17 protein-coding genes and 2 pseudogenes are annotated in these 15,128 nt (G+C 69.9%); 14 read left to right on the forward strand and 5 right to left on the reverse strand.

The features are described 5' to 3' along the window. Positions 1–545, forward strand: a pseudogene (locus ON31_RS26590) (molybdopterin oxidoreductase); the annotation flags it as partial. A 44-nt stretch (positions 546–589) separates the two neighbouring features. Beyond that, positions 590–739, forward strand: a pseudogene (locus tag ON31_RS36965) (esterase family protein); the annotation flags it as partial. A 32-nt stretch (positions 740–771) separates the two neighbouring features. Here ON31_RS36965 and ON31_RS26600 read toward each other — a convergent pair. After that, positions 772–1,806: an aldo/keto reductase gene (locus tag ON31_RS26600; protein ID WP_029925967.1), complete on the reverse strand. Its 1,035-nt coding sequence runs from the start codon at positions 1,804–1,806 to the stop codon at positions 772–774. Between the two features lie 83 nt (positions 1,807–1,889). Here ON31_RS26600 and ON31_RS26605 point away from each other — a divergent pair, with 83 nt between their 5' ends. Continuing rightward, a complete protein-coding gene (locus tag ON31_RS26605) occupies positions 1,890–2,507 on the forward strand; it encodes a TetR/AcrR family transcriptional regulator (RefSeq protein ID WP_039817530.1) in 618 nt (205 codons plus the stop codon). Positions 2,508–2,785: 278 nt separating this feature from the next. Here ON31_RS26605 and ON31_RS26610 read toward each other — a convergent pair whose 3' ends face one another. Next, the gene (locus ON31_RS26610; protein WP_051037782.1) at positions 2,786–3,379 is read right to left on the reverse strand and encodes a TIGR03086 family metal-binding protein; all 594 of its coding nucleotides are present in this window, start codon (positions 3,377–3,379) and stop codon (positions 2,786–2,788) included. Positions 3,380–3,561: 182 nt separating this feature from the next. Here ON31_RS26610 and ON31_RS26615 point away from each other — a divergent pair, with 182 nt between their 5' ends. Further along, complete coding sequence (locus ON31_RS26615; RefSeq protein WP_029925973.1) at positions 3,562–3,795, forward strand: DUF8836 family protein; 234 nt, start codon at positions 3,562–3,564, stop codon at positions 3,793–3,795. A gap of 172 nt (positions 3,796–3,967) precedes the next feature. Further along, positions 3,968–4,204, forward strand: coding sequence for an Rv3202a family protein (locus ON31_RS26620; RefSeq protein ID WP_029925976.1), 237 nt, complete (start codon positions 3,968–3,970; stop codon positions 4,202–4,204). A gap of 105 nt (positions 4,205–4,309) precedes the next feature. Here ON31_RS26620 and menD read toward each other — a convergent pair whose 3' ends face one another. Next, on the reverse strand, positions 4,310–5,941 hold the full coding sequence (menD, locus tag ON31_RS26625) for a 2-succinyl-5-enolpyruvyl-6-hydroxy-3-cyclohexene-1-carboxylic-acid synthase (protein WP_029925978.1): 1,632 nt from the start codon (positions 5,939–5,941) through the stop codon (positions 4,310–4,312). A gap of 89 nt (positions 5,942–6,030) precedes the next feature. Between menD and ON31_RS26630 the strand changes: the two genes are divergently transcribed. Beyond that, positions 6,031–6,855 (forward strand): siderophore-interacting protein, encoded by an 825-nt coding sequence (locus ON31_RS26630; protein ID WP_039817531.1) that lies wholly within the window; start codon positions 6,031–6,033, stop codon positions 6,853–6,855. A 63-nt stretch (positions 6,856–6,918) separates the two neighbouring features. Here ON31_RS26630 and ON31_RS26635 read toward each other — a convergent pair whose 3' ends face one another. Together ON31_RS26635 and ON31_RS26640 are read right to left on the reverse strand one after the other, a co-directional pair. Further along, on the reverse strand, positions 6,919–7,365 hold the full coding sequence (locus ON31_RS26635; RefSeq protein WP_029925982.1) for a DUF6918 family protein: 447 nt from the start codon (positions 7,363–7,365) through the stop codon (positions 6,919–6,921). Between the two features lie 85 nt (positions 7,366–7,450). Beyond that, on the reverse strand, positions 7,451–8,107 hold the full coding sequence (locus ON31_RS26640; RefSeq protein ID WP_039817533.1) for a PaaI family thioesterase: 657 nt from the start codon (positions 8,105–8,107) through the stop codon (positions 7,451–7,453). Positions 8,108–8,213: 106 nt separating this feature from the next. On the opposite strand from ON31_RS26640, the gene ON31_RS26645 reads away from it, so the two are divergent. The 8 genes from ON31_RS26645 to ON31_RS26680 all read left to right on the forward strand — a co-directional run bounded on the left by ON31_RS26645 (position 8,214) and on the right by ON31_RS26680 (position 14,998). Continuing rightward, positions 8,214–9,107: a 1,4-dihydroxy-2-naphthoyl-CoA synthase gene (locus ON31_RS26645; protein WP_039817595.1), complete on the forward strand. Its 894-nt coding sequence runs from the start codon at positions 8,214–8,216 to the stop codon at positions 9,105–9,107. A 21-nt stretch (positions 9,108–9,128) separates the two neighbouring features. Next, positions 9,129–9,527, forward strand: coding sequence for a VOC family protein (locus tag ON31_RS26650; RefSeq protein WP_039817534.1), 399 nt, complete (start codon positions 9,129–9,131; stop codon positions 9,525–9,527). 162 nt (positions 9,528–9,689) lie between these two features. Beyond that, positions 9,690–11,036 carry an inorganic phosphate transporter gene (locus ON31_RS26655; RefSeq protein WP_039817535.1) on the forward strand — a complete coding sequence of 449 codons (1,347 nt, stop codon included), beginning with the start codon at positions 9,690–9,692 and terminating at the stop codon, positions 11,034–11,036. A gap of 9 nt (positions 11,037–11,045) precedes the next feature. Beyond that, entirely contained in the window at positions 11,046–11,315 is a 270-nt protein-coding gene (locus tag ON31_RS26660) for a hypothetical protein (protein WP_029925992.1), read from the forward strand. A gap of 26 nt (positions 11,316–11,341) precedes the next feature. Next, a complete protein-coding gene (locus ON31_RS26665; RefSeq protein ID WP_306306429.1) occupies positions 11,342–11,755 on the forward strand; it encodes a DUF3349 domain-containing protein in 414 nt (137 codons plus the stop codon). A 101-nt stretch (positions 11,756–11,856) separates the two neighbouring features. Next, positions 11,857–12,993 (forward strand): o-succinylbenzoate--CoA ligase, encoded by a 1,137-nt coding sequence (menE, locus tag ON31_RS26670; protein ID WP_039817536.1) that lies wholly within the window; start codon positions 11,857–11,859, stop codon positions 12,991–12,993. Positions 12,994–13,154: 161 nt separating this feature from the next. Beyond that, positions 13,155–14,165 (forward strand): daunorubicin resistance protein DrrA family ABC transporter ATP-binding protein, encoded by a 1,011-nt coding sequence (locus ON31_RS26675; protein ID WP_039817538.1) that lies wholly within the window; start codon positions 13,155–13,157, stop codon positions 14,163–14,165. Continuing rightward, positions 14,162–14,998, forward strand: a complete 837-nt coding sequence (locus tag ON31_RS26680; RefSeq protein WP_039817539.1) for an ABC transporter permease — start codon at positions 14,162–14,164, stop codon at positions 14,996–14,998. Before ON31_RS26675 ends, ON31_RS26680 begins: the two co-directional genes overlap by 4 nt. Positions 14,999–15,128 lie beyond the last annotated feature (130 nt).

A 15,128-nucleotide genomic window follows, 5' to 3' on the forward strand; every position in this document is an offset into this window, starting at 1 on the left:
GCGGCGGGGTGTCGTCCACCTTCCTGTCCGATCGCGCCGACGCCCCGGTGCCGATCTTCCTGCAGCGCGCCCCGCACTTCCGCCCGCCGCTGGACCCGAACGCCCCCATGATCATGGTCGGCCCCGGCACCGGCATCGCCCCCTTCCGCGGCTTCCTGCAGGAGCGTCGCGCCCTCGGCTGCCGCGGCCGCAACTGGCTGTTCTTCGGCGACCAGTACGCCCGGGACAACTTCTACTACCGCACCGAACTCGAGGACATGTTCCGCTCCGGTTTCCTGACCCGGCTGGATCTGGCCTTCTCCCGGGATCAGCGGGAGCGGATCTACGTGCAGCACCGCATGATCGAGCACGGCGCCGAGCTGTGGGCGTGGCTGCGCGAGGGCGGCCACTTCTACGTCTGCGGCGATGCGGCACGCATGGCCAAGGACGTGGACGAGACCCTGCTGAAGATCGCCCGCATTCACGGCAAGCTGGACGAAGACGGCGCCCTGGCCTTCAAGAAGCAGCTCATCGCCGAGAAGCGCTACGTGCGCGACGTGTACTGAATCACGCGGCGTAACCCCACCTGTTGATCTTGCGATAGGGCTGGCCTAGGAACGTGCTGCGTCCGGCCGACACCTCCGAGCCCCGCCCCACCCTGTATCTGCTCAGCGGCGCGGGCGGCGGAATCGACACCGCCACCTGGAAATTGCGTACGGACGCGCCGGAGTTCCTGTCCGACAAGAACATCAATGTCGTGCAGATCATGGCCAGCCCGGCCACCGAGCCCGCTCAGACCCGCGGCGGGTTGAGGCGGGTGAAGTCCGGGAGTCGGTAGTAGGGGTAGTACGGGTAGGGCGGTGTGGTGGCGCTGGCCTTGTCCAGGCGAGCGAGCTGGTCGGCGTCGAGCTGCCAGCCGACCGCGCCGAGGTTCTGGCGCAACTGCTCCTCGTTGCGCGCGCCCACGATCACCGTGGACACGGTGGGCCGTGAGAGCAGCCAGTTGAGGGCGATCTGCGGGACGGTGCGCCCGGTGTCGGCGGCGATCTCGTCGAGTACGTCGACCACGTCGTAGAGCAGTTCGTCGCGCACCGGCGGCCCGGCCTCCGCGGTGCGGTGCAGGCGGCTACCCTCCGGAAGCGGTTGTCCGCGACGGATCTTCCCGGTGAGGCGACCCCAGCCCAGTGGGCTCCAGACCACCGCGCCGACGCCCTCGTCCTGCGCCAGCGGCATGAGTTCCCATTCGTAGTCGCGGCCGACCAGCGAGTAGTACACCTGGTGCGCCACATAGCGCGGGAAGCCGTGCCGGTCCGCCGCCGCCAGCGATTTCATGAGCTGCCAGCCCGCGAAGTTGGATGCACCCACGTAGCGGATCTTGCCCGCGCGCACCAGATCGTCCAGTGCGGCGAGGGTTTCGGTCACCGGTGTCCCGGCGTCGAAGGCGTGCAGCTGGAACAGGTCGATGTGGTCGACACCGAGCCGTCGCAGCGAACCCTCGACCGCGCCGATGAGCCGGGAGCGGCCCGCGCCCGCGTCGTAGGGTCCCGGACCGGTTGGCAGTGCAGCCTTGGTGGACAGCAGCACTCGGTCGCGCCGCCCTCGAATCGCCTCGCCCAGTACTTCTTCCGAGGCACCGTCCGAATACACGTCGGCGGTGTCGAACATGGTGACGCCCGCTTCCAGGCTGATGTCCACCAGTCTGCGCGCCTGCGCCGCGTCGGTGTCGCCCCAGGCGGAGAACAGTTCGCCGCGCCCACCGAAGGTGCCCGCGCCGAAGCTCAGTGCCGGAACCAGCAAGCCCGATGCGCCCAGTCGACGGTACTCCATTGCCCACTCCTAACGGAACCACAGTTTCATTAACAATCTCGACGATACACTGCCGTGGACACAAATGGAACTGGAGGACCGTTATGAATCCGGACACCACCGTCCCCGGCTCTATCCGCCCAGGTGGACGCACCGCCCGCGTCCGCGAAGCGGTCCTGCGCGCCGCCGGAGACCTGCTCGCCGAACAAGGATTCGCCGCCCTGGACCTCACCGAGGTGGCCGCCCGCGCCGATGTCGGCAAGACCACCGTCTACCGCCGCTGGCGCACCCCCACCGGCCTCATCGCCGACCTCCTGGTCGACATGGCCGAAACCTCACTCCCCCGTGCGGATACCGGCACCCTCGCGGGCGACCTGCTGGCCAATGCCCGTCTGGTCGCCACCACCCTGACCGACCCCCGCCAGAGCCGCCTCTTCACCGCCGTCATCGCCGCCGCCACCTGCGACCCCACCGCCGCCGCGGCATTGCGCCGCTTCTACGGCACCCGCCTGACCGAATGGGCTCCCTGCGTGACCGCGGCCATCGCCCGCGGCGAGATCCCCGTCGGCACCGACCCCCGCGCCCTCCTCTCCGCCGTCTCCGCCCCCCTCTACTACCGCCTGCTCGCCAGCGGCGACCCCATCGACGACAGCGCCGCCGTCGCCGCCGCCGACGCCGCGACCGCCGCCGCCCGCGCGGGCGTATTCGTCACGCCCGCTTAGCGATACGTAGCCCTGCCCGGGCTCCACCGCGTCGGCACCAGGCCCGCGGGCAGGTAGCGCCCGATCGCGACACCCACTCATCTCGACCCGGCCACCGCATCGACGAACGCCGCAACCGCGAGGGCCGGGCCGGAACCAACGCACCGGTCACGCCGCCCCGCTCGGCCGCGACAGTCGTCGGGGGGTGCCACGGCTCCGTCGAGGATGGAGCCACGCCATGTCACCTCCGGAGCGACCAAGACTCCGGAGGGTCGCGTCACAACGTGCGTGGACGTGCTTCAAGAGTGGGACCAGGCCGGGTCGCGGCCGGTGAGGCCGATGAGGCGGTCGAGAGTGGGGGCGGTGTCGGGGACCGGGACGACCGGGCCGAAGAGGCCGGGGGTGCCCTCCTCGGGGGTGGCGCGCAACCAGTCCGCCAGGAGGGTGACGTCGTCGTTGTCGGGGTGGTAGGGCTGGCCGGTGGCGCGGGCCAGATCCCAGGCGTGGATGACCAGTTCGTTGAGGGCCACCGTCGCCATTTCGGGAGCGGGCAGCAGCACCCCGCCCGCCTCGGTGTCCCCCTCCCACGCCGACGGCTCCCGCCAGGCTGAGACCAGGGCCTCGAGCCGGACGGGGATCCGGGTGCGCCAATCGTCGGGCAGTTCGGGCTCCACCTCCGTGGGGGACACCGAGTGGCCGATCGACTCCTTGGTGGCGGCCGCGCGGAAGGCCTCCGTGAGCCCGGCGACATGGGCGAGCAGCTGCCGCACCGACATACCGCCGCTGGGGGTGGCGGTCTCGAGCTGGTCATCGGTGATCGCGGTGACGACCGCCGCCATGGTCGCGGCGGCGGATTTCATATCGAATGCGGCCTTGTTGTCGGTATCAGACATAGCCATCGGTCCTCCCGAACGCATCGGACGCCCACGGCGGGCGGTCCGCTCACCCATAGGGACTGTTCGGCGCGTCGAGACTCATCGGTGCCCCGTGCCCGATCGTGCGGATGTGCGTGCACGGCCACTCCGAAACCGACTCGTTAGCAGCGAAAACGCGTGGCGGCGCGGAGAATTGGTAGATGAAGGGTGATCGAGTGGAGATCGTCGTCGATACCGGCGACGGCTACCGCAATTACGAGGTGCGCGCGACCCGGGCCGGGCGGCGCGTCGAAACACGGATCGCGCGCGGGGTGGTGGAGGTCAGCGAGATCACGCGCACCGGCACCCCGGTGCGCACCGCGCGTTTCCTGTCCAACCGGGTGGTGGCGCTGGTGGAGCATCCGGCCGAGAACGGATCGCTGCCGGGCGAATAGGCGCACGAGCGCATAATCCGAGGCAGGGCGGGCATCCCGGGTACCGGGCGGTGCGCGCGTGGTGGTTGCCAGCTCGGCCTATCGGGCGCATCCTCGACAGTGCCGGGTGGCGGTGCGCGCCGGATGCCCGGCCCACGGTCAGGCCGTCGACTCAGCTGGAGAGGAGCACCTGATGACAGATCGAATCACCGACGCCATGAAGGATGTACCGGAGGCCGACTTCGTCGAGCAGACCGTTCCGGCGTACGACGACGGCGGCTACCCCGCGGACGATTTCGACGCCGATACCGAGACGCCGCCGGAGCCCGAGCGCACCTGGGAGGCGAACGAGGCGGACGTGATCGAGCAGTCCATTCCGGTGCCCCTGGACGACGATTACGAGGACACGGACTCCGACAGCGAGTACTGACCCGAAGGACGCGGCGGCGAACCTCCCCGATGGGTTCGCCGCCGCTTCGCGTTCAGGAGAGCGGCCCGGCCCGCGTCAGCCGCGCGCGGCGGGGACCGACGCGGTTCAGTCCGCGATGCCCGCGCGCACGGTCGCGTGCAGTTCCCGCAGGCTGGAGCGTTCGGTGGCGACCTCCAGCACCCGGATGCCGTGGGCGTGCCGGGTCAGCTCCACGGCCAGTTCGGACAGGTCCACCTGCCGATGCGGGACCCGGTAGGCGGCGCACAGCGCGGCCAGGTCCATGCCGTGCGGGGTGCCGAAGACCCGTTCGAAGACGCCCGCGTACTGCGGGTCGCCCTGTTCCAGCAGTTCGAAGATGCCGCCGCCGTCGTCATTGGCGACCACGATGGTGAGGTCCTTGGGCCGCGGCTCGCCCGGACCGATGAGCAGTCCGGAGGCATCGTGCAGGAAGGTCAGGTCGCCGATGAGGGCCAGGGTGCGCCCCTCGTGCGAGAGTGCCGCGCCGACGGCCGCCGATACGGTGCCGTCGATACCGGCCACGCCGCGATTGGACAGCACCCGGATGCCGGGGCGGGGATGCGATACCAGCGCCGCGTCGCGCACCGGATTGGACGCGCCGAGCAGCAGCTGATCCCCGTCGTGCAGGGCGTCCATGACCGCGGCCGCCACATGCAACCCGGTCGGCTTGGGATGCGCGGCCAGTTCCGCGCGGATCACCGCGCGCGCCCGCTCGTCCAGCTCCCGGCAACCGTCCAGCCAGGCGGCGGTGGGCGCGCCGTAGGTGACCGCGCGGGTGCCGGTGCCCACCACATTGCCGGACACATCGGGCCAGCGCGGGCCGGTGGTGAGCGCGTACACGGTCACCTCGGGGTCGGCGAGCACCCGCGACACCTGGCGGTGCAGGGTGGGGCGGCCGGTGATGATGGCCTGCTTGGGCCGCAGCAGCGACAGCGCCAGCGGATGCAGCGGCGGCCCGTGCATGGGCGCGGTGGGTTCGGCGACGGTCGGCAGCGCGGCCAGTTCCGGCCGGTGCCCCGCGCCGTGCCCGGAGATGACGACCGTATCGGGCGACAGGTCGATGTCGAGGGGTACGTCCAGGGTGGCGTATTGCGTTGCGGTCCAGGGCCGTCCACTGTCCCGGCCAGCCGGCAGCGGATCGCCCTCGCGGGCGTCGGGCACCAGCGGTTCGCGCAGGGGAATGTCGAAGTGCACCGGCCCGGCATTGCCGGAGCGGGTGCCGCGGGCGGCAGCCAGCACCCGGCACACGGCCGAACGCCACACGCTGTTCTGGCGGCTGTATTCGGGATCGGCTTCCACTTCGGCGAGCCCGAGGCTGATGGCGGCGCGCACCTGGCTGCCGAACAGCCCGAACTGCTCGACGGTCTGATTGGCCCCGGTGCCGAGCATCTCGTAGGGCCGGTTGGCGCTGAGCACGATGAGCGGCACCCGCGCGTAGTTGGCCTCGAGCACGGCGGGGCCGAGGTTGGCGACAGCGGTGCCCGAGGTCATGACCACCGGCACCGGCCGGCCGCTGGCCACCGCGAGCCCGATGGCCAGGAAGCCGGCGGTGCGCTCGTCGATGCGCATGTGCAGCCGCAGCCGCCCCGCGGCGTCGGCGGCCTGGAGGGCGAAGGCCAGCGGCGCGTTTCGCGAGCCGGGGCACAGCACCACGTCCCGCACGCCTCCGCGCGCCAGCTCGTCGACGACGACCTGTGCCTGTGCTGTCGAAGGGTTCACGCCCCTCAGCCTCCCAGACAGTGGCTCCGCCCGCTGCGTCGCCCCGCTCACACCCCCCCGGTTTAGTTAGGCTTTGCTAACTTGATGCCATGGCGAAGCGCACCAAGTTTCTCAAGCCCGAGCACCGGGACTTCATCAGCGCGGAAGTGCTCGCGAGCAAGCGGATCAGCCCGAATTTCGTCCGCGTCACCCTGGGTGGCGCGGGCCTGGGCGATTTCGAACCCATGGGCTTCGATCAGTGGTTCCGGTTGTTCCTGCCGGGTAGGGACGGAGCGCTGCGCCTACCCACCTCCACCAGCACCCTGGGCTGGTACGCCCAGTACCTCATGATGGGCAGGGACACCCGTCCGCTGATCCGCAACTACACCGTGCGCGACTTCCGGCCGGCCGGGTCGGGCGAATTCGGCTCCACCGCCGAAATGGATGTGGACTTCGTCTCGCACGGCGACGACAGCCCGGCCTCGGCCTGGGCGAACAATGCCACCCCCGGCGGCAAGGTGGGGCTGCTCGACGAGGGCATCACCTTCCAGCCGCCCGAGCACACCGAATCCGTTCTGCTGCTCGGCGACGAGAGCGCGCTGCCCGCCATCGCCGGGGTGCTGCGGTCGGCCTCGCGCGATCTGCGGGGCGTCGCGTTCATCGAGGTCCCGCACGCCGACGACGTGCAGCGGCTCGACGAACCGGCGGGGGTGGACGTGCACTGGCTGGTGCGCGCCGACGCGCACGACGAGGTGGGCGCGGCGGCCGCGGCGGCGGTGCGCGCGGCGGATATCCCGACCCGCGGCGTGTACGCCTGGACGGCGGGTGAACAAACATTGGTCTCGGGAGTGCGCCGCCATCTGGTCGAGCACGGCATCCCGAAAACGGACATCACCTTCACCGGATACTGGCGAGTCGGCAAGTCCCAGGGCTGATTTCAGCCGGTGTCACACGGCGGTTTCGCGGCCCGCCCGGGGCCGCGAACCGACCAGTTTCAATTAGCCAGCGTGCCGCTGCACCAGATCGCCGACCCGCGGAAGGGCCTCGGCGACATGCTTCTTCGCCGACGACCGCATCGAGTTGTAGACCTTGGTCAGGGCCGGACGCGACGACGCCGCGGCGCGCTCATCGGTGACGGCCAGCAGCGCTTCGGCAACCTCGTCCTGCTTGGCGACCAGCAGATCGGCGAAAGAGCCTGCCCCGCCGGCCTTGTACTCGGTCCAGTACGGCTCGAGCTTCTCGACGAACTTGGGCGCGAAAGACGACAGCGCGTCACCGACGATGGTGGGGCTGACCTTCTTCACCGCGGCGTAGCCGCCCTTGACAGCCAGACCCGACGCGCCGCCCTTATCCGACACCTCCGCGTCGAGAACCGACTGGGCATCGGCCAGGAAGGCCGCGCGCTTGGTGTCGTCGAGCAGGGATTCAGACAGTGCTGCAACCACTTTCAGGTTCCTCCGGATAGGTTTGCGATGAACGAGCGCACGCAACTATACGCACCGGTGCCCGCGCACACACGATGCCGACGCGCTACGGCTGCCAAGGCAGCAACTGCACCATAAGCCCTTCACAATCGGCCAGCAGCGTTTCAGATTCATCCAATAGCCGTGCGCTGACGAAGGTTTTGCGTCCCTCGACCCGATCCACGGTCCCTACCACGGTCAATGGCGTTTCGACGGGGGTGATCTTCCGGTAGTTCACATGCAGGAAAGCTGTCCTACTGATCGGTCGACCCGCATAGTGCACGAGCGTGCCGAACAAGTCATCGAACAGCAACGGCAGCACGCCGCCGTGCACCGCGCTGTTGCCGCCCACGTGATATCGCCGAAACTCCCCTTGACTGCGCACCCCGTCCGGCCCCGCCTCGACCACCCGCCAGGGCGGCATCAGCAAACTCCCGCGCCCCGGCAGCGCGGTGGCGCGCCCGGCGGGACTCGCCAACTCCGGCGCGCGGTAGGGCTCGAGCAGTTCGATGAGCTCGTTCGCCTGCCGCAGCGCCCGCCCGTACACCTCGTCCGGAGCGTCGACCGAGACGGCGAGGTCCTGCAGGGTGCGCATGGCCGCCACGAACGATCCGAATTCCGGTCCGGGATGCGCCTCGACGATCTTGGGAAATCCGCCGTGCCGCTCGTACCGATCATGGTCCACCGCGCTGGCGTCGATAACAGGTTTCGGACGTTCGCTCATACCAGCACGGTAGCGGGTGTTTTTACACCGTCAAGTGGAGAGCCGCGCCGCAGCTCACACCCGGGAGCGGCCGAAGGGGGTCCGATCGCCGACTATGTTCGAGCGCGTGACCTTCAATCCGACGCTGTGGCGGCCCGTCCCCGGGTTCGAGAACCTCACCGACATCACGTATCACCGGCATATCGACCAGGGCACCGTGCGCATCGCGTTCGATCGGCCCGAGGTGCGCAATGCCTTCCGGCCGCATACCGTCGACGAGCTCTACCGCACGCTCGACCACGCCCGGATGACCTCCGATGTCGGTGCGGTGCTGCTCACCGGTAACGGACCCAGCGCCAAGGACGGCGGCTGGGCCTTCTGCTCCGGCGGCGACCAGCGCATCCGCGGCCGCAGCGGCTACCAGTACGCCAGCGGCGAGACCGCCGACACCGTCGACGCCGCCCGGGCCGGACGCCTGCACATCCTCGAGGTGCAGCGGCTCATCCGGATGATGCCCAAGGTCGTCATCGCCCTGGTCAACGGCTGGGCCGCGGGCGGCGGACACTCCCTGCACGTCACCTGCGATCTCACCCTGGCCTCCCGCGAACACGCCCGGTTCAAGCAGACCGACGCCGATGTGGGCAGCTTCGACGGCGGCTACGGCAGCGCCTACCTCGCCAAGATGGTCGGGCAGAAGTTCGCCCGCGAGATCTTCTTCCTCGGCCGCCCCTACACCGCCGAGGAGATGCACCACATGGGCGCGGTGAACGCCGTGGTCGACCACGACGAGCTGGAGAACGTCGCCCTGGAGTGGACCGCCGACATCCTCGGCAAGTCACCACAGGCCATCCGCATGCTCAAGTACGCGTTCAACCTGACCGACGACGGACTGGTCGGCCAGCAGCTGTTCGCCGGGGAGGCGACCCGCCTGGCCTACATGACCGACGAGGCCGTGGAAGGCCGCGACGCGTTCCTGGAGAAGCGACAGCCGGACTGGAAACCGTATCCCTGGTACTTCTGAGATGCTCGGTAGGGTTCGGGTATGGATGTCCTCGGTAGCCGGGTGATTCTTCGCCCGGCCGATTATGCGACCACCCTGGCGTTCTATCGCGACGGTCTCGGGTTGGCGGTCGCGCGCGAGTATCCGGGTGGGACGGTGCTGTTCGCGGGGCAGTCGCTCATCGAGGTGGCCGGGCACGGGCGGGCCGAGGATGCGCCGAAGGGGTTCTCGGGCGCGATCTGGTTGCAGGTGCGCGACGCCGAGGACGCCGCGGCCGAGCTCGCCGCGCGCGGGGTGCCGATCGACCGCGCGCCGCGGCGGGAGCCGTGGGGGCTGATCGAGATGTGGGTGCGCGATCCGGACGGGGTGCCGATCGTGCTGGTGGAGGTGCCCGCCGAGCACCCGCTGCGCCGGGATTCCCGGCCGCCCGCCGAGCACTGACCCGCCGAACACCGAATCGCCCGCCGAGCACGAATCGCCCGCCGAACACCCGGTTCCGGCCGTTCGGGTAGCGCAGCCGATGCCGCATAACATGCCGCCCGCTGTGACTCCGTGCGGGGTGGCGGTTAACGGCACGTTAACGGCGTGCCGCAAACTGGGGGCGTGTCTGCCGAACTGCTCGTTCTGCTGATCGTGGTGTGCACCGCGCTGGCATTCGATTTCACCAACGGATTCCACGACACCGCGAACGCGATGGCCACCTCGATCGCCACCGGTGCGCTGCCCCCGCGTCGGGCCGTACTCCTCTCCGGAGCCCTCAACCTCATCGGCGCGTTCCTGTCCGTTGCGGTCGCGGCCACCGTTACCGACGGCATCGTGCGCCTGGACGAGGTGAGCGGGCGAGCATTGCTCGACATCGTGTTCGCCGGGCTGGTCGGCGGCATTCTGTGGAATCTGTTCACCTGGCTGCTCGGACTGCCGTCGAGTTCCTCGCACGCGCTGTTCGGCGGGCTCATCGGCGCGACCGTCGCCGCCCTGGGCTGGAACGGTGTGGTGTGGGCGGCCGGTGACAAGGGCGTGCTGTTCAAGATCATCATCCCGGCCCTGCTGGCCCCCGTGGTGGCCGCGCTGGTCGCCTGCCTCGCCTCCTGGCTGGTCTACCGGATCACGCGCGGCAGCAATGCGAACACCGTGGAACGCGGATTCCGCTGGGGCCAGATCGGTTCGGCCTCCCTGGTCTCGCTGGCGCACGGCACCAACGACGCGCAGAAGACCATGGGCATCATCTTCCTGGCCCTCATCGCGCACGGCTCCGCCACCGCCGGCGACCCGCTGCCGCTGTGGGTGATCACCTCCTGCGCGATCGCCATCGCCGCGGGCACCTGCCTGGGCGGCTGGCGGATCATCCGCACCCTCGGCAAGGGCCTGGTGGACATCGCGCCGCCGCAGGGCTTCGCGGCCGAGGCCACCAGCGGCGCGATCATCCTCACCTCCGCCCACTTCGGCCTGCCGCTGTCCACCACGCAGACGGTGACCGGCTCCATCCTGGGTTCCGGGCTGGGACGGCCCGGAGCCGAGGTGCGCTGGACGGTGCTGGGCCGCATGGTGGTCGCCTGGGTGCTGACGCTGCCCATGGCGGGCATCGTCGGCGCGGTGTGCTGGGCGATCCTGCACGGCATCGGCGACACCGCGGGCACGCTGGTGGTCTTCGGACTGCTCATCGCCACGGCCGCCTACATCTGGCTGCGTTCGCGGCGCACGGCCGTCGGCTCGCACAATGTCAACGACGAGTGGCAGGGCACCGCCGCGCCACCAGACACCACGGCACCGCATGGCACCAGCGCGCCACAGAGCACCGCCACACCGCGGCACACCACCACACCGCAGGCCCCCCGGCCGGGGATCGGCGAACGGGCCGGTGCGGCCGGTCGGCCGAACGCCGCCACCCCCGGCCCGACCGCCGAATCCGGTCCGGCGCAGTCCGAGACCACCGCCAACCGAACCGGGTAGGAGTCGCGAATGCACACCTTGCTGTCGAACCTCACCGACCTCGGCCAGGTCACGCTGGCCGCCGTCATCTTCGGCGCCGGACTGCCCGCCGTCTTCGCCTTCGGCATCCGCTTCCAGGCCCGGGTCGACGATGGCGCCGACGGTGGTTCCCGGGCGGTCGCGCAGGCCGTCTCCAGCCTCTGCTTCGCCATCGTGCTCATCGCGGTGGTGGTCGGTGTGCTGTTCATCGCCAAGGGCTTTCTGGCCTCGCGGCTCGGCATCCACCTGTTCGGCGCGTGACGCCGCCGCGAAGAGAGGTACAGCCCGTGAACTCCCCCGAACAGCCCGACCGGCCGCGGGAATCCCGGCCCGCGGACCACACCGCGCGACCGGAACACACCGATCTGCTGGAGGCCGCGCGCACATCGCTGCGCCAGTCCGGTTCGATCCTGCGCAAGGTGCTCGACTGGCTCAAAGCCGGGTACCCGCAAGGGGTCCCGCAGGACGACTACGTGGCCCTGCTCGCCGTGCTGCACCGGCGGCTCACCGACTACGAGGTGCGCATCGTGGTCGAGGAACTGGTGCGCGAACGCCGAGCTACCGACGAGATCGACCAGGACGAGATCGCCGACGCCATCGCCCGAGTTGCCAAGGAGCAACCGGGCGAGGACGATATCGCTCGGGTGGCCTCCCGGCTGGCAGCGGGCGGATGGCCGCTGGCGACACCGACGTCCGATTGACCGACGACCACCATCGACCACGGACGCGGACCCGCAGTCGCGCGTCCACCCCGAGACATGACACGATCGCGAACGTGAGCAGCACCCTGCGGACCCTCCCCATGCCCACCGGCGCCGCGGTGGGAGAAGTACTGCCGCATCTGCGGGAGGCCCTGGAGGGCAGTGGCCCGGCGTGGCTTCCCATACCCACCGCCGACCGCCGTGAGGCGCACCGGCTCAGCAGCGCCCTGCGCCCCGGCGAGCCCATCGAGGACGATGTGGCGCTGGTCGTCACCACCTCCGGCACCACCGGAATCCCCAAGGGGGCCATGCTGTCCGCGGCCGCGCTGCGCGCCAGCGGGGAGGCCACCCACGAGCGGCTGGGCGGGCCCGGACAGTGGCTGCTGGCGCTGCCCACCCATCACATCGCCGGTATCCAGGTGCTGCTGCGCAGCATTCTCGCCGGAACCGAACCGGTCGTGCTGGACGTCTCCGACGGCTTTCTCCCCGAGGGGTTGGCGAGTGCGGTGGCGGGCATGCGGGGGCCGCGCCGCTACACCTCGCTGGTGCCCACGCAGCTCATCAAGGCCCTCGACGAACCCGTGGGCACCGAGGCGCTGGCGCGGTTCGACGCCGTCCTGGTGGGCGGTGCGGCCACGCCCGCACCGGTGCTGGAGCGGGCGCGGGCGGCGGGCATCAACGTGGTTCGCACCTACGGGATGAGCGAGACCTGCGGCGGCTGCGTCTACGAGGGTGTACCGCTCGACGGAACCGAGATCCGCATCGAGGACGGGCGCGTCATGTTGGGCGGCACCACCTTGGCCAACGGCTATCGCGGGCTGCCGGACCACCCGGCCTTCGCCGAACCCGGCTGGTTCCGCACCGAGGACGCGGGCACCTACGAGAACGGCGTACTGACCATTTCCGGCCGCCTGGACGAGGCCATCATGACCGGTGGCCTGCTGGTGATCCCGCAGGTCGTGGAGGCGGTGCTGGCCACGCATCCGGCGGTCGGCGAATGCGTGGTGCTCGGCCTGCCCGACGAGCGGCTGGGTCAGCGGGTGGCGGTGGCCGTCGTCCCTGCGGTCGGCGCGCCCCCGCCCACCCTGGACGAACTGCGCGAGCACGTGATGAAGGAGTTGGACGCCATCGCCGCGCCGCGGGAACTGGCGGTGCTCGACGATCTGCCGCTGCGCGGTCCGGGCAAGCCGGACCGGGTGAAACTGCGCGAACATCTCCTCGCCGACTCCACACATTGACCACATCGCACCCGTAGCGTCCCGGTGGTGCGGGATGTCCGGGTGCGACAGCCGTCACATCACCCGCCTGAGCTGGCCGAACCTTCCCACGCAAGGGGTCTTGCACGCCGGTGCAACAGCGGTGCAAGGGGTGTGCAAGGCGCGCTTCGCACAGTAGGGCCATGACTTCTTACACACCCGCCGAGGCGCTCGCCATCGAGGCGGACGACTTGGTCAAGGTCTTCGGGGAGCAGCGGGCCGTCGACGGCGTGAGTCTCGCGGTGCCGCGCGGGGCCGTGTACGGCGTGCTCGGCCCCAATGGAGCCGGCAAGACCACGACCATTCGCATGCTCGCGACCCTGCTGCGCCCGGACGGCGGCAGCGCCCGGATCTTCGGCCGCGATGTGGTGGCCGAACCCACCGCGGTGCGGTCGCTCATCGGCGTGACCGGACAGTACGCCTCCGTCGACGAAAAGCTCAGTGCCACCGAGAACCTCGTCATCTTCTCGCGGCTGCTCGGGTATTCGCGCGCCGCGGCACACCGCAAGGCCGCCGAACTGCTGGCGGAATTCGGTCTCACCGAGGCGGCCGACAAGGCGCTGGAGCACTTCTCCGGCGGTATGCGGCGGCGGCTCGATCTGGCCGCCAGTCTGATCGCGCGGCCACCGTTGATCTTTCTCGACGAGCCCACCACCGGTCTCGACCCGCGCACCCGCGCCCAGATGTGGGACACCATCCGGCGACTGGTGCGGGAGGGTTCCACGGTCCTGCTCACCACGCAGTACCTGGACGAGGCCGATCAACTGGCCGACCGGATCGCGGTCATCGACCGCGGGCGGGTGATCGCCGACGGCACCTCCGATCAACTCAAGGCATCGGTGGGCATATCGGCGCTCCAGCTGACCCTGGCCGACCGCGAGCAGCTGGAGCGGACGCGAACCCTGGTGGGCGAGTTCCTGTCTCGTGCGGCGGGCAAGGTCGTGGAGGCCACCGTCTCCCCGGAGGCGGGCCGCGTCACCGCACCGCTGCCCGATCCCAGCGCCACCACCGACATCCTGATTCGCCTGCGTGAGCAGGGCATCGGGATCGACGAGATCACGGTCGCCAAGCCCAGCCTGGACGAGGTGTTCTTCGCCCTCACCGGCCACGGCGCGGACGACGACACCGACGACACCGAGAGGAGCGCGGCGTGACGACGACACTGACCGCCCCCGCGACCGGCCACACCGCCGTCGCACCGATTCCCCAGGTCTCCAACCACATTCCGCTACGGCAGACCATCGCCAATTCGTTCACGATGGCCTACCGGGGCATCCTGAAGATCAAGCACAACCCGGAGCAGCTCTTCGATGTCACCGTGCAGCCGATCCTGTTCACGGCGCTGTTCGCCTACATCTTCGGCGGCGCGATCGGCGGCAGCGTGCAGAACTACCTGCCGGTCCTGATTCCCGGCATTCTGGTGCAGACCGTGGTGCTCACCTCGGTCGTCACCGGCACCCAGTTGCGTGAGGACATGGACAAGGGCGTTTTCGATCGCTTCAAATCCCTTCCCATCGCTCGCATTTCGGCGCTGTCGGGGGCGCTGCTCGCCGATATGGTGCGCTACGCCATCGCCACCGTGCTCACCGTGGTGGTCGGCATCGCCATCGGCTACCGGCCCGCGGGCGGCGTACTCGGGGTGCTGGCGGCCGGACTCGTGGTCGTGGTCTGCTCCTTCGCCATCAGTTGGATCTGGGCTCTGGTCGGCGTCACCGGCAAGAGCGCGGCGGCGGTGCAGGGCATCTCCATGATGGTCATGTTCCCGCTGACCTTCATGTCCGGCGCATTCGCCGAAGTGTCCACCATGCCGGGCTGGATGCAGGGGCTCAACCACGCGAATCCGGTGTACTACATGGTGAATGCCTGCCGGGCGCTCATGAACGGGGCGGGTGTCACCGCCGATCTGGGCTGGTCGCTCATCGGTGCGGTCGTGGTGGTGGCGATCTTCGCACCGCTCACGGTCCGGGCGTACATGCGCCGCGCCTGAACCCTCGCGGACCCACCCTGACGTGCGCCGACGGACGGGGCACCGGACCGCGGCGCGGCCGAGCGGTGCCGACGCCTTCGAGCGCTCCCGCACACCGTATCCGGTGTGCGGGAGCGCTTTTCGGCCCTTT

This window comes from Nocardia otitidiscaviarum NBRC 14405 (assembly GCF_000308635.1).
GTDB classification, from domain to species: domain Bacteria; phylum Actinomycetota; class Actinomycetes; order Mycobacteriales; family Mycobacteriaceae; genus Nocardia; species Nocardia otitidiscaviarum.